Genomic DNA, 26,229 nt, shown 5'->3' with positions numbered 1-26,229 from the left:
TTAGGATATTGTCAACAGGCATGTATATCGTTTATTTTGTTATTATTATGCTGCTGCCACTTTACGCACAAATGAAGGTAAAAGGCACGTATAATAAGTTTGCAAAACAACGTACAATGAAGGGACAGACTGGTGCAGAAGTAGCGCGTGCGATTCTAGATGCGAACGGACTATATGATGTACGAGTTGTGCCAACGCAAGGTGTGTTGTCTGATCATTATAATCCGGCAACCAAAACAGTTGCTTTATCAGAAAGTAACTTTTATGAAGCGAGTGTTGCAGGTGCTGCGGTAGCTGCCCATGAGGTAGGTCACGCCATCCAACATAAAGAAGCTTATTCTATGCTTACACTACGTAGTAAGCTCGTTCCAGTAGCAAATATTTCTTCCAATATGTCTTGGCTTTTTGTGATGGTTGGTATTTTTACGAGTATGTCGAATTTATTGCTGTTAGGTATCATATTATTAGCAGCAGGTGTTGTTTTCCAATTAGTGACACTGCCAGTGGAATTCGATGCTTCGAAGCGTGCGTTAGTTCAAATGAATTCATTAGGTATCATTACTAACGAAGAAGAACGTCCAGCTCGAAAGGTGTTAAGTGCAGCCGCACTCACATATGTAGCAGCGGCAGCAGTAGCTGTACTTGAGTTATTACGTTTAATATTAATTTTCACAAATATGCGTAGCGACGACTAAGAAAAAACTTGTTATAGTGGTACACCACTATAGCAAGTTTTTTATCTTCGTATGCTTAATGAAGTGGCTGCTTTTGGTCATCTAGCGTGAAGCCTTCACCCGCAACATCTCGAACTTCTATTATCGAAACGAATGCGTGAGGATCAACTTCATGGACAATTGATTTTAAACGTACAACTTCATTGCGGCCAATTACACAGTATATTACCTCTTTAGGTTGCTTAGTAAAATGACCATGACCTTCTAAAATGGTGATACCTCGTTCCATTCTTAAGGCAATTGTTTCAGCAATCATACCCGACTTTTCAGAAATAATTAGAGCACCACGTGCAGCGTAGGCACCTTCTTGTACAAAATCAATGACACGTGCACCGACAAATACAGCTACTAGTGTATACATCATAGAACGTGCATCTAAGAAAGTTAACCACGAAAGAATGATAACAATGGCATCGAAGACAAACATGGTCTTACCCATACTCCATCCAAAGTATTTATGTCCAAGTCTCGCCAAGATGTCGACACCACCTGTTGTGCCGCCAAATCGGAAAACAATACCAAGACCAAGACCAACAAATACACCAGCAAAAAGGGCAACGAGTAGCATATCGTCCTCTAAATGAATGGTAAATTGATATTTTTGGAAAATTTTTAGAAAAAGAGATACAGATAAAGTGCCTACAAGTGTATAAACAAATGATTTTTTTCCAAGCAATCGATAACCTATAATAAACATGGGAATATTTAATAACAGGTTCATTAAGGCGGGATCCCAACCTAGTGTAAAATAAAGGATGAGAGTAATCCCACTTAGTCCACCTTCACCTAGCTGATTTTGAATGTTGAAGTGAACAAAGCCGAAGCTGAAAATGGCAGCTCCGAGCATAATTGCGATAATATTGCGAATTTTAATCTGTTTTAGCATTTGACCTCCTGAAGTTCCAAACAAATGAAGTTGTGTTATCTATTATCTGACATTTTATTGGTTTTGACAACAATGGTGTAAATTTTATACGATGGTAAATAGGAGTGTGATTTTTATGACAGAGCAACTATCAATGCAAGCATTGCAACAGCGTGTTGATGATTATATAGGACAATTCAAGGAAGGATATTTCCCACCATTCGAGCTACTTGCGCGTTTAACAGAGGAATTAGGTGAGCTGTCACGCGAGGTTCAAGATGTTTACGGACAAAAAAAGAAAAAGAGTACAGAGGACACAAATAGTATCGAAGAAGAGCTAGGAGATTTTTTCTTTGTACTAGTATGCTTTGCAAATGCACAAGGTATTAAACTAGATGAAGCACTTTTACGCGTCATACATAAATTTGAAACTAGAGATAAGGATCGCTGGACTAGAAAGGATGAAGAATGATGTCGATTCGTGTAGCTATTGCGGGAGCTAGAGGAAAAATGGGAGCTGAGGCTGTACATACGGTCATGAAACATGACAAAATGGAATTAGTAGCTGTACTAGATTATAAGGAAGTAGGAAAAACATTAGCTGATTTAGATATGTTTCCAGCAAGCTATACGATACCTATTTTTACAGAAATGCATGATCTTGTAGAAGCAACTGCACCCGATGTGTTAGTCGATTTAACTAACCCTCATGCAGTATACAAGCATACTAAGGAAGCATTGCATTTAAATGTCCGACCTGTAATTGGTACAACAGGATTTACAGACGCACAACTAGAGGAATTATCAGCCATGGCTAAAGAAAAAGAGTTAGGCTGTATTATTGCACCTAACTTTGCGATTGGCGCTATCCTGATGATGAAATTTGCGAAAGAAGCGGCCAAATACTTGCCAGATGTAGAAATTATTGAAATGCACCATGATCAGAAGCTTGATGCACCATCTGGAACAGCAGTAAAAACGGCACAATTAATACAAGAGGTTCGTACGCCTAAGACGCAAGGACATCCAGAAGAAAAAGAAACCATTGAAGGTGCAAGAGGTGGAGACTTTGATGGCATGCGCATTCACTCCGTCCGTTTACCTGGTTTAGTGGCACACCAGCAAGTATTATTTGGAGGAGATGGGCAGCTACTAACGATTCGTCATGATTCATTAAACAGAAACTCCTTTATGTCAGGTGTTGCCTTTTGCATAGAAGAGGTTATGAAAATGGATCAGCTTGTTTATGGTTTAGAAAACATCATCTAAAGATTGGGATGGAAGCTATATGAAAATCGCATTGATTGCACATGATCGTAAAAAAGATAATTTAGTACAGTTTGTTATTGCTTACCAAGATATTTTACATGAACATACGCTTTATGCTACCGGCACAACAGGACAACGTGTAATCGAGGCTACTGGCTTAGAGGTAACGCGTTTTCGCTCAGGGCCACTTGGTGGCGACCAACAAATTGGCGCTATGATTGCCAATAATGATATGGACATGGTTATTTTTTTCCGTGATCCATTAACAGCACAACCACATGAGCCAGATGTTTCTGCACTTATCCGTCTTTGTGATGTTTACCAAGTGCCACTGGCGACAAATATGGGAACAGCAGAAATATTACTAAAAGGCCTACAAGAGGGCTTTGTGGATTGGAGACTGATACAAGAAAGACGCAATTAATAAAAGACGTGATTTAGAAAGGATGATCATCGAATGAAAAAGCTAAAAATCGGCATTACCTGTTATCCTACAGTTGGTGGCTCTGGTGTCATTGCAACAGAATTAGGCAAAATGCTTGCAGAAAGAGGACATGAAATTCATTTCATTACCTCAAGCGTACCATTTCGATTGAATAAAATTTATCCAACCGTCTTTTTCCATGAAGTCGAAGTTAATAATTATTCAGTGTTTCAATATTCTCCATACGATATTGCATTAGCGAGTAAAATGGCAGACGTCATAAAGGATGAAGAGTTGGATGTGTTGCATGTGCATTATGCCATTCCACATGCAGTATGTGCGGTATTAGCACGTGAAATGAGTGGTAGAGATATTGGCATCGTCACAACCCTTCATGGCACAGATATTTCGGTGCTGGGGCAAGATTCTACGTTATCACAGGCCATTAAGTATGGAATTGATAAATCTGATATTGTGACAACCGTGTCACAAGCATTAAAAGAACAAACCTATGAGTTAATTGATACAGTAAAACCAATTGAAACGATTTATAACTTTGTGGATGAACGTGAATACTTCCCTCGTAATTCAGGAAACTTAAAAGAGCAATTTGGTATTCAAGAAGATGAAAAAGTCCTCATACATGTATCTAACTTCCGTAAAATTAAAAATCTTCCACATGTTGTAGATGCTTTTATGAAAATTCGTGCAAACATGAAGGCAAAGCTCCTACTAGTTGGAGATGGTCCTGAAAAGCATCGTGTTATGGACCAAGTAAAGGGAAGTCCCTATATGAAGGATGTTTTATTTTTAGGAAAACAAGAAAACTTGGCTGAATTATATGCGATTAGTGATTTGAAACTATTACTTTCACAGCAGGAATCGTTTGGACTGGTTTTATTAGAAGCAATGGCTTGTGGTGTACCTTGTATTGGGTCCAATGTAGGTGGCATCCCAGAAGTCATTGAACATGGCGTAGATGGCTATATTGTTGAATTAGGGGATACAGATGCAGTAGCTGAGTATGCTACTCAATTATTGCAAGATGAAGAACAACTATTGCGTTTCCGAGAAGCGGCTATTCGTGCAGTAAGTGAAAAATTCCATTCAACAAAAATTGTTAAACAATATGAAAATTTGTATGAGAAGGTTGCGGAAAGAAATCATGCAAAACAATAATGAATGGCAGGCAGCCTTTTTTGTAATCGAACAGCTAGAACAGGCAGGATTTGAGGCTGTTATTGTTGGTGGGGCTGTAAGAGATGCTTTACTCAATCGGCCTGCCCATGATGTAGATGTTGCAACAAATGCCTTGCCTGAAGAAGTAAAATCTGTCTTTCCACGGACAGTTGATATTGGGATTCAGCATGGGACGGTACTTGTTATCGTGCCCGCTGGACCTGTTGAAGTGACTACCTACAGGACAGATGGGGAATATACGGACCACCGCCGTCCAGAAAAAGTACAGTTTGTACGTTCCTTGCAAGAGGATTTACAACGTCGTGATTTTACGATGAATGCCATTGCTATGCGTCGTGACGGTTCTTTTGTAGATTATTACGGTGGGCGTCAAGATATCGACAAGCATATTATTCGAGCTGTTGGTGATGCACCAAATCGCTTTGCAGAAGATGCTTTACGGATGCTGAGAGCGATTCGCTTTTCCGCGCAGCTTGATTTTACAATCGAGGCAAATACATTGACAGCCATCCAACAAAAAGCCGCTGATCTGGCTTTTATTGCAAAAGAACGTATAAAAGCAGAGCTGGATAAGCTTTGGGTAGGACAAACAGTTTTTGGTGGTCTACAGAAATTAGAGGAAAGCGGTTTGACTGCCTATTTAATAGGAGATTTTCATGCTGCGCATTGGCTTGAATTTCATACACAGGACAAGCGCTTGGGCTGGGCCTATTTTGCTTTACTGCAAGGGACAGATTGGCGGGGGGTTTTGCGAGATTATCGACTATCAAATAAAGAAATGGCGTTTGTCAAATCGGTTTTAAGTGCCTATGATGCTCTAAAAGGTGGATGGACAAACACACATTATTTTATGTACACAGAGCAGGAGCTAGAGGCGGCACGCTATTTTGCCCAGCTGACTCAATTGGACGCTCCTATACCTCGGCTGTCTGTAAGAGAGTTACAGACAATGCTACCCATTAAACAGAAGCAAGAATTAGTGGTGAATGGGGCAGATTTACTGAAATGGTCAGGAAAAAAAGGTGGACCTTGGGTAAAAGAAGCCTTGGAGGACATGCTGACAGCCATTCTTCATCATGAGCTTCAAAATGATCGACAACAAATACGAAACTGGCTGGAGCTACACTATTTCTAGAAAGCCTTCACTTACTTTAAGCCATATTATATACAGCAAATTGCCGTCTCAAAAATGTGGGACGGCTTTTTTCTTTGGTGGTCATTTACGTTAATTTACAGTATGATAAAGACAAAATAGGTACATAAAAAATAGCACAGTTGACTAAAGGATTGATATGAAGATGACAATTTCGATGAAGGATGAAATTTTAAAAAGAATACTAGCTGCAGATGGTGAAGCTGTTTCAGGTCAGGAACTAGCAGATTCTCTTGGTGTCTCAAGGACGGCAATCTGGAAGCACATGCAGACATTACAGGAGGAAGGCTATACATTTGAAACAATTAAGAAAAAGGGGTATGTTTTGACAGGCGTACCAAATAGCTTGAATCCAACACAAATCGAGCTTTTTTTAAAGACCGAGCATTTTGGTCGTGAAATTCATTATTTCGATGTAGTGGATTCTACACAAACTATTGCACATAAGCTTGCCCAAGAAGGGGCTCCACATGGAACGATTATCATTGGGGAGGAGCAAACAGCGGGTCGTGGTCGAATGGCTCGTCCTTGGGAATCGGCACATGGCACAGGAATTTGGATGACGATTATCGTACGTCCAGATGTGACACCCCAGCAGGCATCCTCTTATACACTTGTAGTGGCAGTAGCGGTAACGATGGCCATCAAAACATTATATGAGCATGTAGAACCATTAATTAAATGGCCAAATGATTTGTTGATTAATGGCAAAAAGTGTACTGGAATATTAACAGAGATGCAGGCAGAGGCAGATCTTGTTCAGGCTTTACTTGTTGGCATTGGCATAAATGCAAATCAAGAGGCTACTGATTTCTCCCCTGATATTGCAGATATTGCTACTTCTCTACGTCTAGAAGCTGGCGAAGAAATCAATCGGGCAGCATTGGTGGCCTCCATTTTACACTATTTAGAACAATTTACAGAGCTCTATGTAAATGAAGGTTTTGCAAGTATTAAAACACTGTGGCAGCAATTGTCCTGTACCATTGGTCAACGTATTGAGGTGACAACATTACGAGAACGTTTTGAAGGGGTTGCTAGTGGAATTACAGACGATGGCGTCCTCCAGCTTACCCAAGATGATGGGACAATACGGACGATTTATGCAGGTGACATCAAAATTATATAAAAAAGAAGCTGCAATGAACGTCTTGTTCTTGCAGCTTCTTCATTTACTTGAAAGTTACATCTAAATCACCTTGTGATAAAGATATATGTAGCTGATCATTACCATTGTTTACTTGAGTAACTGTACTACTTTGTTCTTCGTCATTAATTGTGAGATCACCGAAGCTTGTTATGAAGTTATAGCCTAGATTAGATTGTTTGTTTTGTAAGCGAAGGGTCGTATCACCAAAGCTTGACGTAATGGTTGATTGACCATTTAATGTCCCATCTATACTGATATCTCCATGTTCACTTTTAATACTAATACCGTTACTAGCAAGGCGTTGGAGCGTCAAATCACCAAAGGACTGAGTAATCTCTGTGTTGTTACCAATTATGTTGGTAAAGGTAGCATCTCCGTAATCTTGCACTAGGTTAAGCTGCTGATAATGTAGCTCGTGAATGGCTATATCACCGAAGTCGCTATCTATAGTAACAGCATCTATATTTGCATCCTTTGGTACATAGAGCTTGATCGAAGGAGATGAAAAGCTTCCAAAGCCAATTTGGAAATCACTCTTTTTCTTCGCTACGGTTTCAATCGTTAAAGTCCCATCTTCAATATGATAGGTCACATCCTGCTGCTTAAGGACCTTTGTGTCTAATTTATAGTCGTTATTACTAGCAACAATATCAATATCGCCATATTCATTTACGATCTTGATATTTGTAAATGCATCTAATTTGTGAGAATGACTTACTAATTTAGTAGAGCTTGGTACGTGAAGACCCTCTGCATCTTTTTCAATAAACCAGCGACCACCTGAAAAATAGCCGACCAGTGCAAGTAAAATACCTAAAGCAATCATGGTCATAGCAATTAGCGTATTTTTTGATGTCATTTAGAAGCCCCCTTTCCCTTTTTTGTTATTTTGTGAAATAGTCTCCCTAATGTTTCAACTGAGACAAGAACCGTTTTCTTGATAAAACGAGCGACAATAGGAAAGAGTAGGACACCTAAGCCCGTTACAATCAATCCGACACCCATAAAGAGCAGAGCGGTAGGCCAATGCTCTGTTAAAATCAGGAGGCCAGATATAAGCGCCACAACACCACCGACAAAGATACTAATGACTGTAGCGATAATAGCAAAGATTAAACTGACAATGACTGCGCCAAATGAAAAAATAAGTGCGATTGCAGTAGCAAGTAATGGCAATGAAAGGGGCGCAGATAGGATGGCTAAAATAATAAGCCAAATAGCCGATATATTCTTTTTTGTCGATTTTGCCGAGGAGGTATCCAAATCCTTCAATGCGAAATCAGCTAATATTTGTGAGGCGACATGTGAAGGAGAGCCAAGTTGTGAAATAACTTGTTGCTCATTTTCTTCTCCTGCTTCCTCGAAGTATTCCTCATAATAGGCAATTGCAGCGTCAAACTCATGCGCAGGAAGCCGACGCAATTTGCCTCGTAGCTGTTTCAAATAGCTAGCTCTATCCATCTAATTTCCCTCCTAAAAGTACACAATCAACCTTTTCCTTATACACTTGCCATTCTTTTAATAGCTCTAATAACCGAATACGTCCTTGCTCTGTAATTTGATAATAGCGTCTATTTCTGCCTTGATAGGGCTGATCGTAGGTTGTTAAGTAATGCGCTTTTTGTAAGCGACGTAAAACGGGGTACAGTGTAGATTCCGAAATCTCCATGACGGATTGTACTTGCTGTGTTAGTGAGTAACCATAGGCGTCCTCTTTGTCGACAATAGCGAGTACACAAGCGTCAAGTAAAGCTGAACCAAGCTGAAATGTCATCTTTCCACCTCACATGTAATACTTATATTTCATTTTATATTATATATCGTATAGTATGTGGATAGTATATGACGTATAGTATTAATTGTCAATTAGTTAAAATAAACTCTGTTATTATAAGAAAATAATATTTGAAGATTACGAGGATTATTGTTATAGTATGTGCTGAAGGGCAGTATCCATTGTGAACGGCACCTTCACAAGCGCAAGATCCAATACAACAAATATCTGCCTTGATCTTTTCAGACAGGGACGGAAGAAAACATACGTTCAACATAGCTGCTAGCTATCGCCTCTTGTCAACACTTCATCAAGAGGTATTTTGTGACGAACGAAACACTACCCTTCTGTCTATTTTCGAAAACAGAAGGGTTTTTCTGTTTTCTTCCCTTAAAAAGGAGGACTACAAATTGAAAACGACTACAGATTTTTTAAAGATGAAAGCGGCCGGTGAAAAAATTGTCATGGTGACAGCCTATGATTATCCCGCTGCTAGATTTGCTGAAGACGCTGGTGTAGATATGGTACTAGTCGGTGATTCACTTGGGATGGTCGTGCTTGGCTATGATTCTACAATGCCAGTGACTGTAGCGGATATGGTGCATCACGCTAAGGCGGTTCGACGTGGTGCGAAGAATACGTTTATTGTCGTTGATATGCCATTTGGTTCTTATCATGGCGATGTCAATGAAGCATTAAAAACGGCTGTTGACATGATGCAACAAACAGGAGCCGATGCTTTAAAGGTTGAGGGTGCAGGAGAGGTCATTTCGGTCATACGTAAACTTACATCAGCCGGTATTCCAGTAGTAGCGCATTTAGGTTTATTACCACAATCAGCAGGTGTGCTTGGTGGTTATAAAGTACAGGGAAAAACGGCAGAACAGGCTGCTACCCTTATAGAGGATGCAAAGAAATGTGAAGAAGCAGGAGCTTGTGCTGTCGTGTTAGAATGTATCCCACATCAGCTAACAAAAATTGTTTCAGCTAGCCTTGTGATCCCGACGATTGGTATAGGTGCAGGAGTAGAAGCTGATGGACAAGTGTTGGTTTATCATGACATGTTAAGCTATGGCTCACACCATGTGCCTAAGTTTGTTCAGCAATTTGCTAATATGGGGAAAGAAGCAAGTACTGGTATGGTTCACTATGTTGAAGCAGTCAAAGCGGGTACATTCCCTGCACCTAAGCATTTCTTCACAATGAAAGAGGAAGCGTTAGATCAGCTATATGGGGGCGTCAAAGCATGAAAGTAGTCACTACCATACAAGCATTAAGAGTAGAAATTGATGCAGCAAAGCAGGCTCATAAAACGATAGGTCTTGTCCCAACGATGGGCTATTTACATGAAGGTCATTTGACATTGGCAAAAACAGCACGTGCAGAAAATGATCTAGTTATTATGAGCATTTTCGTCAATCCAACACAATTTGGACCGAACGAGGATTTTGAAAGCTATCCTCGGGATTTACCTAGAGATACCGCTTTAGCACAATCTGTCGGTGTTGATATTGTGTTCGCTCCAAGTGCGGAAGAAATGTATCCGCATGATGGTGGTATTCGAATACATGCTGGTGAACAGGCAACAATTCTTTGTGGTGCGAGTCGACCAGGTCATTTTGATGGTGTGCTACAGGTTGTCTCAAAATTATTCCACTTAACACAACCAACTCGGGCTTATTTCGGACAAAAGGATGCACAGCAGGTTGCGATTATTGCCACAATGGTACGTGATTTTAACTTCCCATTGGAATTGCAAGTAGTCCCAATAGTGCGTGAGGAGGACGGTTTAGCCAAATCTTCTCGCAATATCTATTTAAGTGAATCAGAGCGACAGGAGGCTCCTGCGATTAATGAAGCTTTGCAATTGGCACGTGATAGCTTTTTAGCGAATGGTGATGCTGAGCGCGCACTGGTTAAAGCGAAAGCGCATATTTATGCACGAACGCATGGCCGAATTGACTATATTGAGTTATTAGCGTACCCCGATCTAACACCAGTAACTGCAACGACACAGCAAGTCCTGTTGGCAGCAGCCGTCTATATTGGCAAAACACGCTTAATTGATAATTGTATTTTTACTGTGAAAGAAGGACTGTAAAGATGTTACGAATGATGATGAATAGTAAAATCCACCGTGCAACAGTGACACAGGCCGATCTAAATTATGTCGGCTCCATAACAATTGATGAAGATATTTTAGATGCGGTAGGTATGCTGGCGAATGAAAAGGTACATGTCGTTAACAATAATAATGGAGCCCGCTTTGAAACATATATTATTGCTGGTGAGCGAGGTTCTGGTGTAATTTGCGTTAATGGCGCAGCTGCACGACTTGTACAACGTGGCGATATTGTAATTATTATTTCCTATGTATATGTGGATAATCATGAGGCAAAAGAGCATAAACCAACCGTTGCCATTATGGATGAGGGTAATAGGATTAAAGAAATGATTACACATGAGCCTGAAGCCACGGTGATGTGATCAGATTATAGATAGAAGAAAGGAGGATTGGCAAATGCTTTGTCAATCCTCCTTTTTTGATTGCATCTATTACAAAAGTAACTGGTAAAATTTTGTTTTTCTTACTATTAAACTAGTTTTTAAAATTATAATTTTACAAATGTTCTAGTATTTTGGGTCATATTTATGTAGAATTTAGTTGTAAGTACATCAATTTACTAGTGGAGGTATCATTTGTAATGGAAAATAAACGTAACAAGTTTTTAACAGTAACTGCCGCGGCATTGGCTGTAACAGCGGTAGCAGTAGCGCCAGCATCTGCAGCAAGTCCTTTTTCAGATGTAAAAGAAAGCCATGCAAACTTTGAAGCCATTTCTACACTTTATGCAGCAGGGATTATTAGCGGGTATCCAGATGGTACATTCAAACCAGATACAAATGTCACACGTGGACAAGCAGCAAAAATGATTGCAGGCGCATTAAAGCTAGATACAAAAGATGTGGAGAATCCAAACTATAAAGATATTGATGTTTCTAATCCATATTACGGTTCAATTGCAGCACTTGCAGGATTAGAAGTGATTACAGGCTATGGTGATAATACTTTCCGTCCAAATCAAACAATTACACATGGTGATTTAGCTAAAATTTTAGCGTCTATTCCAACATTACCAGAGCTAGAAAGTGCTAAAAACCACGCGGCAACTGATAAAGTTACACGTGGACAGCTTGCAACATTGATTGCAGAAGCTTTAACAAAATCAAGCACAGAAACACCAGAAACTCCTGAAACACCAGAGAAACCTGAAACGCCTGAAGGTGCATTTTCTCTATCTATTTTACATGTGAATGATACACATGCTCGTGCTGAGAAGTTACCTCAATTAGCAACAGCGGTTAAGGAGCAACGTGAAACGAAGAAAAATGTCTTAACTTTACACGCTGGAGATGCATTTAGTGGAACACTATACTTCACTGAATTCCAAGGACAAGCTGATCTTAAGCTGTTAAATGAAATTGGCTTTGATGCGATGGTATTCGGTAACCATGAATTTGATTTAGGTGGATCAAATGAAGGTCATCAAGCATTAGCAGATTTTGTGAAAGGTGCTAAATTCCCATTTGTTGATGCTAATACAGACTTCTCAGCAGATGATAAATTCACGGGTTTATTTACCGACTTAATTTCCAGTGAGCCTGAAAATGGTAAGATTTATTCAGGAATTGTAAAAGAAATTGATGGCGAAAAAGTAGGTATTTTTGGTTTAACAACAGAAGAAACGAAGGGTATTTCCTCGCCTAATAAAGTAACCTTTACTAATTATATCGATGAAGCGAATAAGGCAGTAGCGGCATTTGAAGGAATGGGTGTCAACAAAATTATTGCATTAACACATATTGGCTACAACGACAATTCAAATGTGGATAATGATATTTTACTTGCTAAAAATGTACCAGGGATTGATGTCATCGTTGGTGGACATGACCATACAAAATTAGAAGAGCCAGTTGTTGTTGATACAAACACAGTGGGGGAAGCAAAAGAAGCAACATTAATCGTACAAGCTAATGAATATGTAAATTATTTAGGCACACTTGACGTAACATTTGATGGAAATGGTGTTGTGACTGAATATGGTGGCGAATTAATCGACCTTGGTAAAGTTGCGCAAGATGAGGCATTAGTGAAATTATTAGAGCCATATAAAGCAAAAGTAGATGAAGTAAACAATAAGGAGATCGGCGTAAAAATTGCAGAAAAACTAGAGAATCCACGATCAAGTGAAACAGGTCCAAGTGTTCGTAGTAATGAAACTGCTCTAGGTAATATCATAACGGATGGTATGCTTGCTAAGGCACAGCAATATACAGATAAAACTGTAATTATGGCATTACAAAACGGTGGTGGTATTCGTGAAGAAATTCCGGCTGGTAATATTACAGTTGGTCAAGTGAATACAGTACTGCCAAATGGTAATACACTTGCATTGATGGATGTAACAGGTGCAGAATTAAAGGCAGCATTTGAAGTCGCTGTAAAAAATGCACCGAAAGAAAACGGTGGTTTCCTACACATTGCCGGAGGAAAACTAAAATATGATTCATCAAAAGAAGTAGGCTCACGTGTTGTGTCTATTGAATATTTAGACAAAGCAACTGGTAAGTATGTTGCTTTAGAAGATAATAAAACATATACAGTAGCAACAAATGCCTACACTGCAAAAGGTGGGGATAGCTTAACAATGTTTGGTAAAGCATATGATGAGGGCCGTGTTACAGATCTAGGTTTATCTGATTGGGAAAATCTACAAGAGCATTTACTATCACTAAAAGAAATAAAAACAACAACAGAAGGTCGTATTGTTGATCTTGCTAAAAAACAATAATCGAATAGCTTGAATTACTATTTTATTTAACTACTATTCATCTACGCAACCTTAGGGGCTTCCTCTAAGGTTGTTTTTTTGTATCTTTTGAAAACCCCTTGCTATGCGAGGGGTTCCAAAGGGCTTCTAGCTATGGACAAGAAAAAAACCCCAGCCGTACAATGAAATCAGGTCTGGTCAACCGACTTCGTACGAAAGGGGCTCCAAATGGATAATAAAAGTTTAGCACACACGACATGGAATTGTAAGTATCACATCGTCTTTGCGCCAAAATATAGAAGGCAGATTATTTATGGAAAAATCAAAGCAGATATAGGTAGAATTCTTCGCCAGTTATGTGAAAGAAAAGGAGTAGAAATCATTGAAGCTACAGCCTGTCCTGATCATATTCATATGTTGGTGAGTATTCCACCAAAAATAAGTGTTTCATCGTTTGTAGGTTATTTGAAAGGGAAGAGTAGTTTAATGATATTCGATCGGCATGCGAACCTGAAATACAAATATGGAAATAGGAAGTTTTGGTGTCGCGGATATTATGTAGATACAGTAGGTCGAAACAGAAAAATCATACAGGAATATATAAAAAATCAATTGCAAGAGGATATTCTTGAGGATCAAATGACTATGAAAGAATTCATTGATCCATTTACAGGAGAAGAAATACAAGCAAAAAAGCGAAAATAATAAAACCACTTTAGTGGTAGCGTGAAAACGGAGTGCGGTTGGCGGACCTTTCAGTGTGTCTTTAGACATGGGCCAGTACCCCAGCGTTTCACGCGTAGAGCAAACCACCAGTTAGACTGGTGGTTCTGATTTGTATAGATTAAGTGATTTTACAAGGAGGAGAAAGGATGCTGCAAAGCCAAATCTATGATAAAATTCAACTTATCTAATGTGAACTGTGAGTTGAGATGTATGATGGAAAGTCAAAAATATGCCATTGTCGATTTGGAGACAACGGGTCATTCACCAGCCAATGGGGACCGGATGATTCAAATAGCAATTGTTATTATGAAGGATTGGAAAATTGAGCGTACTTATACGAAGTTCATTAATCCAGGAAAAACCATTCCATCTTTCATTCAAGATTTAACGCATATAACGGATGAAGATGTAAAGGATGCCTTGCCATTTGAGGCACATGCGGATTACATATATGAGCTATTAGCAGACTGTGTGTTTGTCGCACATAATGCAGATTTTGACTTATCCTTTTTACAAGCAGAGTTTAAGCGAGCAGGACTTCCGAAGTGGCAAGGTAAAAAAATGGACACGGTGGAGCTTGCTAAAATTTTATTTCCTATGTCCCTTGGCTTTAAGCTAGGCGATTTAGCGGCAGATTTAAATATTGAGCTAGCCAATGCGCATCGGGCAGATGATGATGCACTGGCAACAGCAGAATTATTCAGATATTGCTGGAGGGAGCTTTTAAACCTTCCTCAGCTAACGTTGGAACAGATGCATAAACGTTCTTTCCGTTTGAAATCAAATGTTTCCCAGCTCTTTTTTGAGGCTTTGCAAATTAAACGACAGCATGTGACAGGTCATGAGAATGTACATTATTACCGTAATTTTGCCATTTGCAATGGTCGCAATAAGCATGAAAATGCATCAGAACCACTAGTCTATCCGCAAACAGTAACTGAAAAAATAGCTTTAATGTCAAAGGCCCTTGCGAATTTTGAGGAACGTCCAGCACAATTTGAGATGATGGACACGATCTGGCAGGCATTACATGAACAAAAGGAATGTGTGATTGAAGCCTCCACTGGTATTGGCAAAACGGCTGGCTATTTATTGCCTGCGATTTTGTACGCCCGTACTGTCGATAAAAAGATTGCCATTAGTACGTATACATCGTATCTACAGGAACAGCTTGTAGAGGAGGAACTACCTAAGATTGAAAAAATCCTAGGAACAAAAGTAAATGTATGCGTATTAAAGGGAATGCAACATTATATTGATCTTGAACGCTTTGAGCAATGTATGGCCCATGCAGATGAGTCCTATGATGAAACATTTACTATTCTACAAATACTTGTGTGGCTTACTAAAACAGAGACAGGTGTGTTAAGTGAATTAAATGTTTCAGGTGGCGGACAACTATTTTTAGAGAAAATCCGAAAAATACCAAGTGACAAGCCTTCAAAGGGCTTTGATTTCTATGAACAAGCTTTAAAAAATAGTGCCGTTGCGGATTGTATTGTGACGAATCATGCTATGGTATTAAGCGATTTAGTTCGCCAAACACCACTCTTTACCCAAATCGATGGATGGATTATTGATGAAGCACATCAATTTATTCAGGCAGCCATGCAGCAGGATGAAATTGCCTTCTCCTATACACAATGGAAGTATATCTTTGGACAAATTGGTACGATGGAGGAGACCGCCCTTTTTCACCAGTTTTGTGAAGCAGCGAAGAAAAAACAGCGCGTAGCCATGCAAAATTTGCAGCGTCTGGATGCCCAATTTATACGCTTGCAGCGGTCATTTGATGAAACCATTCAGTTAGTTATTCAAAAAATACAGCAACAAGTTAAAGGGAAGCAAGTAGGTAGTAAATGTACCCTATTTTTAGAGGATCTATCATTTGCGAAAGAATCATTCGTGCAAGTTAGTAAGCAGACACAACAATGGCTAGACCTTGCAACTGTAATTACGCAGACATTCGAAAATAATATTGAGCAATTAGATAAAAATGATCTTTATGTTTTATCTGAATGGCAGTATTGGATACGAGAAGTGAAAATAAAAATTGCTGAATGGGAAGATATTTTTCTATCACCACATGAGGGTAATTCAATATGGCTAGAACTGGATCTCCGTAGTGTTCCTGGCAGTCTTCATGTCTTTAAGAAACCAGTCAATGTCACACCGATTATTGAACAAGTATTAGCACCGCTTCGTAAAGAGGCAAGCATTGTTTGGACATCAGGTACATTAACCGTACCAGGCAATGAGCGCTTTGTCACACGCCAGTTAGGAATCTCTGATGATGTTGAGATCATAAAACTCCAAGCACCTCCAGCCTATTACGCTGGTGCCAAGGCTTTTATTGTAACTGATATGCCAGATATTCAGCATGTTAGCCAGGAAGAATACATTGAGGCTGTTGCACATGCAATTACTCGGACAGTCCGCATGACGGAGGGACGCTGTTTTGTGCTCTTTACAGCACAGGATATGCTTCGGAAAACAGTCGAGCTCATTCAAGAAAGTGAACTTTTAGATGACTACATGCTTTTTGCACAAGGTGTTACTGGTGGAAGCCGTATGCGCATTCTAAAATCATTCCAAAAATTTAGCCATGCTGTTCTGTTTGGGACAAATAGCTTTTGGGAGGGTGTTGATGTACCAGGAGATGCTCTCGCTTCTGTCATTGTGGTACGATTACCATTCTCTTCACCAGAAGAGCCAGTATTTAAGGCAAGAGCCAAGCATCTGACAGCTCTAGGTGGCAATTCATTCACGGAGCTTTCCTTACCAGAGGCCATTATGCGCTTTAAACAAGGCTTTGGTCGATTAATTCGTTCTTCCCAAGATAAAGGAGCCTTTATCGTCCTCGACCGACGTATCACTAATAAGTCTTATGGGAAAGAATTTATTAAGGCATTACCGCCTATCGATGTGAGGAAAGTTCAGCTACCTGAATTATTAAAAGAGTTGAACCGTTGGCAAAAATAACATGAAAAGGCGTCAGGACAAGGCTATTGTCTTAGGCGTCTTTTTTTTGTAAAACAATCCGCTTCGCTAGACCATAACAGCAAGATTGAGGACGAAGTGAAGAAATCATTCCTGATAAAATGAGGTCTATCAAATAGTATGGAGGCTTTCGATATGTCTAAAATTCATGAATTCAATGATTTACATTCTTCACAAGAGCTCTTATTTTTAGGGAATGCTTGGGATTTATTATCGGCATTAATGTTAGAAAAGGCAGGTTTTCAAGCGATTGGCACAACAAGCTGGGGTATTGCTAATTCACTTGGCTATGCAGATGGTGAATTAATAGATTTTCAACGACATCTTAATATTATCCAAACCATTGCAGAGAATGTGAGCATACCTGTATCTGCTGATATTGAAGCAGGGTATGGATCTGATGAGCAGAGTATTATCGACAATGTATTAAGAACGGCCGATGTCGGTGTAGCTGGGATTAATATTGAGGATTCTCTCAAAAACCAAATAGGGTTAAAAAGTGTAACAGAACATTGTCGTCTACTAACAAACCTAAGGGCAGCGTTAGATTACCACGGTTTTAAAGATTTTTTTATCAACGCTAGAACGGATACGTATTTTCAATTGGAGCAACCATTTGAAGAAACCATGGTGAGAGCGAAGGCTTATGTAGAGAGTGGGGCTAGTGGTATATTTATTCCTGGATTAACGGATTTTAACGACATAAAAGCCATGACAAGTAACATAGAAGCACCCATCAATCTGCTTTCATTACCCGGCTTAACCAATTGTCAGCAGCTAAAAGAATTAGGGGTAAGGCGTTTTAGTTTTGGTAATGCACTATCAGATAAAATCATTGCAGATATAACGCAACATGCTGCACAATTATTAGAAGACCAAAATACTTCTTCTTTATATGTTTAATCAATGAAAATGAGGTGAGGTATACGTGGACCATCCAATCAATTTATCTTTTGAGGAGAAGTGGGAAAAGATTATAGCTTGTGATCAAACCTATGATGGGCTTTTTTATACAGCGGTTAAAACGACTAGGATTTATTGCCGTCCTTCCTGTAAATCCAGAAAACCGAAAAAGATGAATGTTGAATTTTATGAGGATTTACAAGAAGTAGAGGCTGCTGGCTATCGTGCATGTAAACGATGTCAGCCAGAGATTGAACATTCACCACATACACAATTGATTAAAAATGTAACAGCCTTTATTATCAACGAATATAAACAAAAGATGACATTACAAGATATGGCGGAGCATGTCGGCATCAGTCCATTTCATCTAGAACGGCTTTTTAAACAAGAAACAGCAGTGACACCCCGAACATATTTAGAAAAAATAAGAATTGATAAGGCTGCCCACTTATTAAGACATACAGATTTTACAAATTTAGAAATTTGCTATGAAGCAGGATTTCAAAGTCCCTCTAATTTTTATAAGGTGTTTCGACGATTGAAAAATTGCTCACCTACAGAATATCGAGGCCTTTCCTAAAAGGAGTCAGGATATGCACTGGATTAATGACGAAACTTATTTAGAAATCGTGCAGCCAAAAGAATTTAATTTTAAAGAGTGTTTGCTGTTTTTAAATAGATCCAATCAAGAAATTCTTCATTCAATAAAAGGGGATGTGCTTTACAAATTACTGAATATTGATGAACAGCTTATTTTATGTAAAATCAGTGAGCAAGACAATAACATAAAAGTGGAATTTCCAATGGATCAACCAATAGCCAATGTAAGAGAAAAAATCGTCCATTATCTAATGGAATGGTTTGATGTAAAGCAAGATTTGGCTTGTTTTTATAAGATGGCTAACCGAGATAAAATCCTACAGCCACTTGTTGAAAAATATAGTGGTCTACGATTAATCGGTATACCTGATTTATTTGAAGCGCTAGTTTGGGCTATTATTGGTCAACAAATCAATTTAACATTTGCCTATACACTAAAAAAACGATTTGTCGAGCAATTTGGAGAGTATGTAAGCTTCGAGGGGCAAAGCTACTGGCTATTTCCACCGCCAGAAAAGATCGCTGCCATTCAGGTGGAAGATTTAAGAAGTCTCCAATTTACGTTAAGAAAGTCGGAGTACATTATTGATATTGCAAAAAGTATGGCAAGTGGTCAATTGACAAAAGAGTTGTTGAAGCAAAAAGATAACTACGAGGACAAGAAAAAAAGTTTAATGGCTATTAGGGGCATTGGTGCATGGACCGCAGACTATGTGCTGATGAAATGTTTACAAGAGCCGTCTGCCTTTCCAATCGCAGATGTTGGTTTGCACAATGCGTTAAAAACTCAATTAGCGTTAGAACGAAAACCAACGATAGAGGAAATCAACCACTATGCGATACATTGGCAAGGTTGGCAGGCTTATGCCACCTTTTATTTATGGAGGTCTCTATATGAAAAAGTATAAAGTAGATTACAAATCACCAATTGGAGTAATTGAAATAGAGGGTAGTGATAGCGCTATTTATGGAATTAATTTTGCGGAGCGGGATGAAATTATCCATATTCCTCAACAAGATACACCGAAAGTTCTGATGGAGTGTGCCAAACAGTTGCAAGAGTATTTTATAGGTGAACGTCATGACTTTTCATTTCCCTACGTAGTTGAAGGAACAGACTTTCAACAAGCGGTTTGGCAAGCTTTACCGACTGTAAGCTATGGTGAAACGGCTTCCTATAAGGATATTGCTGTAGCTATTAACAATGAAAAAGCTGTAAGAGCTGTTGGTAGTGCAAATGGCAAAAATAATATTAGTATCGTTGTTCCCTGTCATCGCATTATTGGCTCTAATGGAACGTTGACAGGGTATGGCGGCGGGATGTGGCGCAAAGAATGGCTTCTTCAGCATGAACAAACCTATAAAAATCCATCAGAGTAATATTTGTTTGAGTACCCTTCTTTGGTGGCAATATCACTGTGCAGCCATTTCTTAGGACTGTATAAAAAAGTGGTTATTGCAAAAAATAAGACCGTCAAAATGGCGGTTTTAATGACTAGTCTTTGTCATTTTATCGCTTCTTATGACACCTCTCTGCTAAGAAATTAGCTTGGAGTATAGACGATAAAGGAGGTGTACTCATGAGCGTACTTTATAGAATTGCCTTAATATTAGTCATTATAGGTGCAATCAACTGGGGACTCATTGGATTCTTTAGATTTGATTTAGTGGCTTATTTATTTGGTGGACAAACTGCGGTCTTATCTCGATGGATATATGCCCTTGTTGGGCTTGCGGGACTGATCACGATTCCAATTCTGATGAAGCGATTTGAAGATGAGGAGGATGTAGATACATTCTCTCGTATGGACAGAAATCCTAGCTATGGTATGGAGGCTGGGGAAGAAGCAGATTTTACTGAAGTAACAAAAAAAGAAGTAAAAACTGTAGAGAAAAAAGACAAAAAATAATGTATGTAAAAACTGGGTCCACCCGTTTTTGAGAAACATTCGCCTAGTTCCTTCAAGGGAGCTAGGCGAATGTTTACTTTTAGAATTATTTATTTAGAAAAGGTTCAGCCCAAGGCCATGTTCCGAACAGCAAGTCAGCGATTTATTCATGCTATTGTTTAATGAAATGTAATGCTTGTACAAAATTTTTAACGATGAAATCTTTCTCATCAGAGGAAATAATCAATGGGGGAGATAATGTCAGAACATTATTAAACCCAGCAACGGTTACGCCATTTTTCCCAATGATTAACCCCAGTTCCTTACACTGTGCAATCACTTTGTTTACAAGTGTGACATCGAGTGGTGTTTTGCTGTCTTTATCTTGTACAAGCTCTACGCCAATTAATAAGCCCTTACCGCGAATATCCCCAACATGTGGGTGCTCCTTTAATTGCTCCTGTAAGGCCGTAAGAAGCGTAGCACCAAGTGTAGCAGAGTGAGTAAATAAATTTTCCTGCTCCATTATTTCAATATTTTTCAATGCTACAGCACAAGCTGCTGGTGATCCACCGAACGTATTGACATGGCGGAAAAAGTCATATTCCTCACTACCTGCAAAAGCCTCGTAAATTTCACGTCGAACGGCAGTTGCTGATAGTGGCATATAAGCGCTTGTCAAACCCTTTGCCATTGTAACAATGTCAGGCTGAATGCCGTAATTTTGGAACCCGAAAGCTTTGCCTGTACGTCCAAAACCACAAATTACTTCATCGACAATGAACAGTGCGCCATGCTTCTCACAAATAGCTTTGACTCCTTGTAGGTAGTTGTCGTGAGGCATAATCACACCACCACCAGTAATGATAGGCTCCATAATGACTGCAGCAATTGAATCTGACATTTCCCATGTCATTACATGATCAATCGCTTGCACAGATGGCAGTGCACAAGGATCTTTACTTTTAATATGGTCTTCATTTGCACGATACGAGTCAGGTGGTGTGACATGTAAAAAACCAGGTGCTAATGGCTCGTATTTATATTTACGTTGAGCTTGTCCTGTAGCGGCTAATGCACCCATCGAACTACCATGATATGCACGGTAACGAGAAATGATTTTTGTTCGATTGACGTGTCCTTTTTGTTGATGATATTGTCGAGCAATTTTAAAAGCAGCCTCATTTGCTTCAGAGCCGCTATTAGAGAAAAAGACGACATAGTCATCCCCTAATAGCTCACTTATCTTTTCACTTAGCTGGATGGCGGGAATATGGCCAACAGATAAAGGTGTATACGTATTTTCAAGTAACTGCTCATAGGCAACTTTCGCAATGTCTTCTCGGCCATAGCCAACATTTACGCACCATAAACCAGCCATAGCATCTAAATAACGTTTTCCTTCAATGTCGGTAATCCATGCACCTTTAGAAGATTGGACAATCATCGTAGCATTCGGATTATATGGTTTCATTGAATGCCATACATATTGTTCATCCTTCACTTGCCAATTTGGACTTGTTACATTTGTCACAAAGCTTCACTCCTTCTTAACAGGTAGATGATTAGCATGCATACGTTTTAGTCGGATGTGGACAACAAAATGCACAGTCGTCCCCATTTATACTTTATATGTATGCCGCCAAAATTTTAGAAGGAGGATTTATAAATAGAAAATCCAGATAATTAAACAACCTGCTAATTCTATTGATGTGTTAAAACATCCTCTATTAAAAAGGCAATATATAAGTTTGTCTTTGTAAAGGAGTTGCTTAAGTCAATATCCAATAGCATTTCGATTTTTTTTATTTTATAAAGGACCGTATTGCGATGAATAAATTGTCGTTCACTAATCCGACTTGTACTGCCATTCTCTTCAACAAATACACGTAAAAAAGGGACATAATCAGTATTGTGCATTTCATCATAGCGATAGAGCTGGCCTAAAATATCCTGACTAAAGGACTTCATCAATCGTTGGTTTTGCACCGCCATCAGAATTTTATAGGCACCAATTTCTTTATAGCTATATAAGTAACGGTTGTTATGGAGCTGTGCTAAATGAAGGACCATTAAAGATTCATCATAGCTTTTGCGAACATTTTCGAGCTCTTTATGGTAGTTGCCTTTTCCAATAATAATATCCAAGTAACCATTTTTTAATGTGATTTTATCGTAGATTTCTTCAACGATTTTTGAGAAGGGTGTATTTGGTGTAATGATTTGTGCTTTATCAATTAAAAAAATGAGGTAATTTTTATGCTTTAATTTTAAGAAGCGTTGATAGCGATTTTGAAAAGCAAATTGTATCATCACTTCATAACGATCGATGGTAGCTTGCGTGCCAGTAGTTGTGCAAGTAATGATCGCTAATTCTCTTCCTTGAGGAAATCCTAGCTGTGCTAATTGATCTTTTATAGAGTTAGCGTTTGCTTTGTAATGAAAAAGTAGATTGAACAGAACCTTTTCTTCGATGGAAAGCTCTTGATGGTGGTTGGCAATAAACTGAAAGGTAGTTTTTAATAGATCAGCAATACGGTAACTCCATGGCATTTGAAAAATAGGGAAATCATGTTGGTTTGCAAAAGAGATGACGGCTTCAGGAATAGTAGGAATGAATGGCCCTATGTTGATAATAAAGCCCGCTACTTTTTTCGCGTACGCTTGTTTGACAAGCTGTTCTAGAGAATCTTCCTGTGCATCTAAATTAATGCCTGTTGTGACGACTAATTCATTGGGTCTACAAAACATAATTAGATCATTGCTTTCCACAACATTAATACCAGTAACTCTGCGATACGTACCACTATGTCCAGCGACTAATGTAAGCATTGGGAATTGAATTCCCTCAACAATTTTACGAATCGTCCCCATATTTTCCCCCCTTAATTATGAACATAACTTACCATATATAATGTGCAGTTGCACATATTTTTTTAGTTTACTTTCCATATCTCACAAATTTTATCTATTTTAGAATGTTTAATAACTACTGTGAAAGAGAGGACTTGCATATGTATAAATGTAATAGTAGACGATTGCAAGAGTTAATTGAACAGTTCAGTCAATTTGGAGCCACTGACAATGGTGGCGTTACACGTTTATCTCTTTCGGATGAGGATGTTTTAGCTAGAAACTATTTTTGTGAATGTTGTAAAGCGTTAGGTATGGATATACAGGTAGATGATATGGGAAATATTTATGCCACTCTTCCTGGCAAAAAGGATATGCCACCTATCGTCATGGGTTCCCATCTAGATTCAGTTGAAAAAGGTGGGAGATTTGATGGCGTGTTAGGTGTACTTACAGCTATCGAGGCCATTCGAACAATTAAGGAAAATGAAATTGAGATGGATATCCCACTTATGATTGTGAATTTTACCAATGAAGAGGGCGCACGTTTTGACCCGGCCATGATGAGTTCAGGGGTAATTACCTCAAAATTCGACAAAGAAAAAATGCTGCAATCTACAGATAAAAATGGTATTCGCTTTCACGAAGCATTACAGGCAAGTGGCTATGAGGGAGAGCAAGAAAATCGACTAAAAGAAGCACTTGCTTATATTGAATTGCACATTGAACAAGGACCCGTTTTAGAGGCAAAACAACGTGAAATCGGTGTTGTCGAAGGTGTGCTCGGCATGGTCTGCTATGAAATTACGATTACTGGACAATCAAATCATGCGGGTACAACACCGATGTCGATGCGTAAAGACCCGATGATTGTAGCATCGACGATTATTACAGAGCTCCATGAGCAATTAGGGAAAATTGACGAACAACTTGTTTTTACCTTTGGTCGCATGAATGTTTCGCCAAATATTCATACAGTCATCCCGAATAAGGTGACATTTACCATCGATTCACGCCATCAAGATCCAGAGGTGATGCAACAGGTTGAGGATATTCTTAATGCGCTTCCAGAGACAGCAGGAGGTTGCAGCATTCATCCTACTAAACTATGGGGGAGAGAGACAGTGTATTTTGATGCAGCCATTTGCGATGAAGTAGAAAGAGCATGTCAGAGCTTCGGCTATTCTGCACATCGTATGTTTAGTGGGGCTGGACATGATGCCCAGTATATGGCGAGTATGGTTCCGTCCGCCATGATTTTTGTCCCAAGTATTGAAGGCAAGAGTCATTGTGAGGAGGAGGAAACAACATATGAGGATTGTGCAAAAGGTGCAGATATTTTGCTCGAAACAGTTTTAACGCTGCAAACAAAGTTTAGTATAGGGGAAACATATACATTGCATTGAACATCAAGCATTCTCTAATTTTGTAATGAAGGGTGAGGGGCACAATGAAAAAAATCATTAAAGGTGGACGAGTAGCAACAGCTGCTGATGTATTTGAGGCAGATATTCTAATTGACAACGGTAAAATTGTTCAAATTGGCCAGAACTTAACGGATGCTGGCGCTGAAATCATTGATGCGACAGGTAAGTACGTATTGCCTGGTGGCATTGATCCTCATACGCATTTAGATATGCCATTCAATAATACAGTGACAGATGACGATTGGAAATCAGGTACGATAGCCGCAGCTTTTGGTGGGACAACTACTATTTTAGATTTTTGTTTAACAGCAGGAGAAGAAAAATTATCGACAGCAGTGGAGAAATGGCATGAAAAGGCGAAAGGAAAGTCTGCTATTGACTATGGTTTCCATCTGATGATTGGTGATTTAACACCTGAAACAGAAGCTGAATTACCCCAACTATTAGAGCAGGAGGGCATTACTTCTGTAAAAGTCTTTATGGCTTATGCAAAAGAATTCCAAGCGACAGATCGTACACTATTTAAAGCCTTTAAAATCGCCAAAGATCTTGGCGCAGTGGTTATGGTGCATTGTGAGAATGGCTCTGTCATTGATGAGCTTGTCGAGGAAGCAAGACGTGCGGGACATAAAGAACCGATTTATCATGCACTGACTCGACCAGCCGAATTAGAGGGTGAGGCGACAAAGCGTGCCATCGAATTAGCTCATATAGCAGGAGCGAAGCTATATGTGGTTCATGTAACATGTAAAGAAGCAGTAGATGAAATTATTGCAGCTCGTGAAAAAGGGTATGACGTCTATGGTGAAACATGTCCACCATATTTAACACTCGATCAATCAGCTTTAGCGCAGCCAGGCTTTGAGGGAGCAAAATATGTCTGGTCACCACCACTTCGTCCGAAATATCATCAAGAACATTTATGGAATGCATTAAAGGCCAAGCAGCTACAGACAATTGGCTCTGACCAATGCTCTTTTAGCTTTAAGGGTAAAAAACAGCTTGGCTTAAATGATTTCTCAAAAATTCCAAACGGTGGGCCATTCATTGAGGATCGCTTTAGTATTTTATATTCGGAAGGTGTTGCAAAAGGTAGAATTACAATCCATGAATTTGTTGATATGATTTCTACAAGTGCAGCCAAAATATTTGGGCTATTCCCGCAAAAAGGAACGATTGCTATCGGTTCAGATGCGGATATCGTAATTTTTGATCCAGAGGCAAAACGCCAAATTTCTGCTAAAACACATCACATGAATGTGGACTATAACCCTTATGAAGGCTGGGACGTTACAGGTGAGCCGGTTAGCGTACTGGTTCGTGGGGAATACGTCATTAAAAATAAAGAATTTGTAGGGGTACTTGGTAGTGGACAATATATTAAACGTCCATTAAAAACAGTAGCTGCGGAAGCACTAAATATTTAG

General features: G+C 39.2%; 26 protein-coding genes. 20 read left to right on the top strand and 6 right to left on the bottom strand.

Annotation, left to right across the window (positions count from 1 at the left end; all coding sequences use genetic code 11):
• Nucleotides 1–20 precede the first annotated feature (20 nt).
• Nucleotides 21–695, top strand: coding sequence for a zinc metallopeptidase (locus SJW71_RS16665; protein ID WP_312505780.1), 675 nt, complete (start codon nucleotides 21–23; stop codon nucleotides 693–695).
• Between the two features lie 55 nt (nucleotides 696–750).
• Here SJW71_RS16665 and SJW71_RS16660 read toward each other — a convergent pair whose 3' ends face one another.
• Nucleotides 751–1,620 carry a YitT family protein gene (locus SJW71_RS16660; protein ID WP_274796374.1) on the bottom strand — a complete coding sequence of 290 codons (870 nt, stop codon included), beginning with the start codon at nucleotides 1,618–1,620 and terminating at the stop codon, nucleotides 751–753.
• 115 nt (nucleotides 1,621–1,735) lie between these two features.
• On the opposite strand from SJW71_RS16660, the gene SJW71_RS16655 reads away from it, so the two are divergent.
• The 6 genes from SJW71_RS16655 to SJW71_RS16630 all read left to right on the top strand — a co-directional run bounded on the left by SJW71_RS16655 (nucleotide 1,736) and on the right by SJW71_RS16630 (nucleotide 6,774).
• Nucleotides 1,736–2,071, top strand: a complete 336-nt coding sequence (locus SJW71_RS16655) for a nucleotide pyrophosphohydrolase (RefSeq protein WP_274796375.1) — start codon at nucleotides 1,736–1,738, stop codon at nucleotides 2,069–2,071.
• Complete coding sequence (gene dapB, locus SJW71_RS16650) at nucleotides 2,071–2,868, top strand: 4-hydroxy-tetrahydrodipicolinate reductase (protein ID WP_274797290.1); 798 nt, start codon at nucleotides 2,071–2,073, stop codon at nucleotides 2,866–2,868. Before SJW71_RS16655 ends, dapB begins: the two co-directional genes overlap by 1 nt.
• A gap of 19 nt (nucleotides 2,869–2,887) precedes the next feature.
• Entirely contained in the window at nucleotides 2,888–3,292 is a 405-nt protein-coding gene (gene mgsA / locus SJW71_RS16645; protein WP_431811231.1) for a methylglyoxal synthase, read from the top strand.
• Between the two features lie 33 nt (nucleotides 3,293–3,325).
• Nucleotides 3,326–4,471, top strand: coding sequence for an N-acetyl-alpha-D-glucosaminyl L-malate synthase BshA (gene bshA / locus SJW71_RS16640; RefSeq protein ID WP_274796377.1), 1,146 nt, complete (start codon nucleotides 3,326–3,328; stop codon nucleotides 4,469–4,471).
• The gene (locus tag SJW71_RS16635) at nucleotides 4,458–5,627 is read left to right on the top strand and encodes a CCA tRNA nucleotidyltransferase (RefSeq protein WP_431811230.1); all 1,170 of its coding nucleotides are present in this window, start codon (nucleotides 4,458–4,460) and stop codon (nucleotides 5,625–5,627) included. Before bshA ends, SJW71_RS16635 begins: the two co-directional genes overlap by 14 nt.
• 163 nt (nucleotides 5,628–5,790) lie before the next feature.
• Complete coding sequence (locus SJW71_RS16630) at nucleotides 5,791–6,774, top strand: biotin--[acetyl-CoA-carboxylase] ligase (protein WP_312505619.1); 984 nt, start codon at nucleotides 5,791–5,793, stop codon at nucleotides 6,772–6,774.
• Nucleotides 6,775–6,817: 43 nt separating this feature from the next.
• Here SJW71_RS16630 and SJW71_RS16625 read toward each other — a convergent pair whose 3' ends face one another.
• From SJW71_RS16625 to SJW71_RS16615, 3 genes are read right to left on the bottom strand one after another with little or no spacing between them, the layout of a single operon-like run.
• A complete protein-coding gene (locus SJW71_RS16625; protein ID WP_431811229.1) occupies nucleotides 6,818–7,654 on the bottom strand; it encodes a DUF4097 family beta strand repeat-containing protein in 837 nt (278 codons plus the stop codon).
• Nucleotides 7,651–8,256: a DUF1700 domain-containing protein gene (locus tag SJW71_RS16620; protein ID WP_312505616.1), complete on the bottom strand. Its 606-nt coding sequence runs from the start codon at nucleotides 8,254–8,256 to the stop codon at nucleotides 7,651–7,653. The genes SJW71_RS16625 and SJW71_RS16620 overlap by 4 nt, the downstream gene beginning before the upstream one ends.
• Complete coding sequence (locus SJW71_RS16615) at nucleotides 8,249–8,569, bottom strand: PadR family transcriptional regulator (RefSeq protein ID WP_274796382.1); 321 nt, start codon at nucleotides 8,567–8,569, stop codon at nucleotides 8,249–8,251. The genes SJW71_RS16620 and SJW71_RS16615 overlap by 8 nt, the downstream gene beginning before the upstream one ends.
• A gap of 410 nt (nucleotides 8,570–8,979) precedes the next feature.
• Between SJW71_RS16615 and panB the strand changes: the two genes are divergently transcribed.
• The 11 genes from panB to SJW71_RS16560 all read left to right on the top strand — a co-directional run bounded on the left by panB (nucleotide 8,980) and on the right by SJW71_RS16560 (nucleotide 20,543).
• On the top strand, nucleotides 8,980–9,819 hold the full coding sequence (gene panB / locus SJW71_RS16610) for a 3-methyl-2-oxobutanoate hydroxymethyltransferase (protein WP_274796383.1): 840 nt from the start codon (nucleotides 8,980–8,982) through the stop codon (nucleotides 9,817–9,819).
• On the top strand, nucleotides 9,816–10,670 hold the full coding sequence (gene panC / locus SJW71_RS16605; RefSeq protein WP_431811228.1) for a pantoate--beta-alanine ligase: 855 nt from the start codon (nucleotides 9,816–9,818) through the stop codon (nucleotides 10,668–10,670). Before panB ends, panC begins: the two co-directional genes overlap by 4 nt.
• Before the next feature lie 2 nt (nucleotides 10,671–10,672).
• Nucleotides 10,673–11,056, top strand: a complete 384-nt coding sequence (panD, locus tag SJW71_RS16600; RefSeq protein WP_431811227.1) for an aspartate 1-decarboxylase — start codon at nucleotides 10,673–10,675, stop codon at nucleotides 11,054–11,056.
• 218 nt (nucleotides 11,057–11,274) lie between these two features.
• Complete coding sequence (locus SJW71_RS16595; RefSeq protein WP_431811226.1) at nucleotides 11,275–13,422, top strand: 5'-nucleotidase C-terminal domain-containing protein; 2,148 nt, start codon at nucleotides 11,275–11,277, stop codon at nucleotides 13,420–13,422.
• A gap of 207 nt (nucleotides 13,423–13,629) precedes the next feature.
• On the top strand, nucleotides 13,630–14,106 hold the full coding sequence (gene tnpA / locus SJW71_RS16590; RefSeq protein ID WP_274797225.1) for an IS200/IS605 family transposase: 477 nt from the start codon (nucleotides 13,630–13,632) through the stop codon (nucleotides 14,104–14,106).
• Between the two features lie 231 nt (nucleotides 14,107–14,337).
• The gene (gene dinG, locus SJW71_RS16585; protein ID WP_431811225.1) at nucleotides 14,338–17,109 is read left to right on the top strand and encodes an ATP-dependent DNA helicase DinG; all 2,772 of its coding nucleotides are present in this window, start codon (nucleotides 14,338–14,340) and stop codon (nucleotides 17,107–17,109) included.
• A gap of 153 nt (nucleotides 17,110–17,262) precedes the next feature.
• On the top strand, nucleotides 17,263–18,030 hold the full coding sequence (locus SJW71_RS16580; RefSeq protein WP_341385849.1) for an isocitrate lyase/PEP mutase family protein: 768 nt from the start codon (nucleotides 17,263–17,265) through the stop codon (nucleotides 18,028–18,030).
• A gap of 25 nt (nucleotides 18,031–18,055) precedes the next feature.
• On the top strand, nucleotides 18,056–18,613 hold the full coding sequence (locus SJW71_RS16575; RefSeq protein ID WP_312505604.1) for a bifunctional transcriptional activator/DNA repair enzyme AdaA: 558 nt from the start codon (nucleotides 18,056–18,058) through the stop codon (nucleotides 18,611–18,613).
• A 13-nt stretch (nucleotides 18,614–18,626) separates the two neighbouring features.
• Nucleotides 18,627–19,541, top strand: a complete 915-nt coding sequence (locus tag SJW71_RS16570; protein ID WP_341385850.1) for a DNA-3-methyladenine glycosylase family protein — start codon at nucleotides 18,627–18,629, stop codon at nucleotides 19,539–19,541.
• Nucleotides 19,528–20,013, top strand: a complete 486-nt coding sequence (locus SJW71_RS16565) for a methylated-DNA--[protein]-cysteine S-methyltransferase (RefSeq protein ID WP_274796396.1) — start codon at nucleotides 19,528–19,530, stop codon at nucleotides 20,011–20,013. Before SJW71_RS16570 ends, SJW71_RS16565 begins: the two co-directional genes overlap by 14 nt.
• Nucleotides 20,014–20,213: 200 nt before the next feature.
• Complete coding sequence (locus SJW71_RS16560; protein ID WP_274796397.1) at nucleotides 20,214–20,543, top strand: DUF378 domain-containing protein; 330 nt, start codon at nucleotides 20,214–20,216, stop codon at nucleotides 20,541–20,543.
• A 151-nt stretch (nucleotides 20,544–20,694) separates the two neighbouring features.
• Here the strand turns inward: SJW71_RS16560 and SJW71_RS16555 are convergent, their stop codons facing one another.
• Together SJW71_RS16555 and SJW71_RS16550 are read right to left on the bottom strand one after the other, a co-directional pair.
• A complete protein-coding gene (locus tag SJW71_RS16555) occupies nucleotides 20,695–22,056 on the bottom strand; it encodes an aspartate aminotransferase family protein (protein ID WP_431811224.1) in 1,362 nt (453 codons plus the stop codon).
• A gap of 170 nt (nucleotides 22,057–22,226) precedes the next feature.
• Complete coding sequence (locus tag SJW71_RS16550; RefSeq protein ID WP_274796399.1) at nucleotides 22,227–23,396, bottom strand: PucR family transcriptional regulator; 1,170 nt, start codon at nucleotides 23,394–23,396, stop codon at nucleotides 22,227–22,229.
• 140 nt (nucleotides 23,397–23,536) lie between these two features.
• On the opposite strand from SJW71_RS16550, the gene SJW71_RS16545 reads away from it, so the two are divergent.
• Both SJW71_RS16545 and hydA read left to right on the top strand, forming a co-directional pair.
• A complete protein-coding gene (locus tag SJW71_RS16545) occupies nucleotides 23,537–24,781 on the top strand; it encodes a Zn-dependent hydrolase (protein ID WP_341385852.1) in 1,245 nt (414 codons plus the stop codon).
• 44 nt (nucleotides 24,782–24,825) lie between these two features.
• Complete coding sequence (gene hydA / locus SJW71_RS16540) at nucleotides 24,826–26,229, top strand: dihydropyrimidinase (protein ID WP_274796402.1); 1,404 nt, start codon at nucleotides 24,826–24,828, stop codon at nucleotides 26,227–26,229.

The organism is Lysinibacillus sp. FW12 (assembly GCF_050817245.1).
GTDB lineage: Bacteria > Bacillota > Bacilli > Bacillales_A > Planococcaceae > Lysinibacillus > Lysinibacillus irui.
This window is presented reverse-complemented; position numbering and strand designations above follow the sequence as displayed.

Bases quoted from the DNA above. Each gene is read 5' to 3' on its own strand.
- SJW71_RS16665 (WP_312505780.1), top strand. From the start codon at position 21: ATGTATATCGTTTATTTTGTTATTATTATGCTGCTGCCACTTTACGCA.
- SJW71_RS16660 (WP_274796374.1), bottom strand. From the start codon at position 1,620: ATGCTAAAACAGATTAAAATTCGCAATATTATCGCAATTATGCTCGGA.
- SJW71_RS16655 (WP_274796375.1), top strand. From the start codon at position 1,736: ATGACAGAGCAACTATCAATGCAAGCATTGCAACAGCGTGTTGATGAT.
- dapB (WP_274797290.1), top strand. From the start codon at position 2,071: ATGTCGATTCGTGTAGCTATTGCGGGAGCTAGAGGAAAAATGGGAGCT.
- mgsA (WP_431811231.1), top strand. From the start codon at position 2,888: ATGAAAATCGCATTGATTGCACATGATCGTAAAAAAGATAATTTAGTA.
- bshA (WP_274796377.1), top strand. From the start codon at position 3,326: ATGAAAAAGCTAAAAATCGGCATTACCTGTTATCCTACAGTTGGTGGC.
- SJW71_RS16635 (WP_431811230.1), top strand. From the start codon at position 4,458: ATGCAAAACAATAATGAATGGCAGGCAGCCTTTTTTGTAATCGAACAG.
- SJW71_RS16630 (WP_312505619.1), top strand. From the start codon at position 5,791: ATGACAATTTCGATGAAGGATGAAATTTTAAAAAGAATACTAGCTGCA.
- SJW71_RS16625 (WP_431811229.1), bottom strand. From the start codon at position 7,654: ATGACATCAAAAAATACGCTAATTGCTATGACCATGATTGCTTTAGGT.
- SJW71_RS16620 (WP_312505616.1), bottom strand. From the start codon at position 8,256: ATGGATAGAGCTAGCTATTTGAAACAGCTACGAGGCAAATTGCGTCGG.
- SJW71_RS16615 (WP_274796382.1), bottom strand. From the start codon at position 8,569: ATGACATTTCAGCTTGGTTCAGCTTTACTTGACGCTTGTGTACTCGCT.
- panC (WP_431811228.1), top strand. From the start codon at position 9,816: ATGAAAGTAGTCACTACCATACAAGCATTAAGAGTAGAAATTGATGCA.
- panD (WP_431811227.1), top strand. From the start codon at position 10,673: ATGTTACGAATGATGATGAATAGTAAAATCCACCGTGCAACAGTGACA.
- SJW71_RS16595 (WP_431811226.1), top strand. From the start codon at position 11,275: ATGGAAAATAAACGTAACAAGTTTTTAACAGTAACTGCCGCGGCATTG.
- tnpA (WP_274797225.1), top strand. From the start codon at position 13,630: ATGGATAATAAAAGTTTAGCACACACGACATGGAATTGTAAGTATCAC.
- dinG (WP_431811225.1), top strand. From the start codon at position 14,338: ATGATGGAAAGTCAAAAATATGCCATTGTCGATTTGGAGACAACGGGT.
- SJW71_RS16580 (WP_341385849.1), top strand. From the start codon at position 17,263: ATGTCTAAAATTCATGAATTCAATGATTTACATTCTTCACAAGAGCTC.
- SJW71_RS16570 (WP_341385850.1), top strand. From the start codon at position 18,627: ATGCACTGGATTAATGACGAAACTTATTTAGAAATCGTGCAGCCAAAA.
- SJW71_RS16565 (WP_274796396.1), top strand. From the start codon at position 19,528: ATGAAAAAGTATAAAGTAGATTACAAATCACCAATTGGAGTAATTGAA.
- SJW71_RS16560 (WP_274796397.1), top strand. From the start codon at position 20,214: ATGAGCGTACTTTATAGAATTGCCTTAATATTAGTCATTATAGGTGCA.
- SJW71_RS16550 (WP_274796399.1), bottom strand. From the start codon at position 23,396: ATGGGGACGATTCGTAAAATTGTTGAGGGAATTCAATTCCCAATGCTT.
- SJW71_RS16545 (WP_341385852.1), top strand. From the start codon at position 23,537: ATGTATAAATGTAATAGTAGACGATTGCAAGAGTTAATTGAACAGTTC.
- hydA (WP_274796402.1), top strand. From the start codon at position 24,826: ATGAAAAAAATCATTAAAGGTGGACGAGTAGCAACAGCTGCTGATGTA.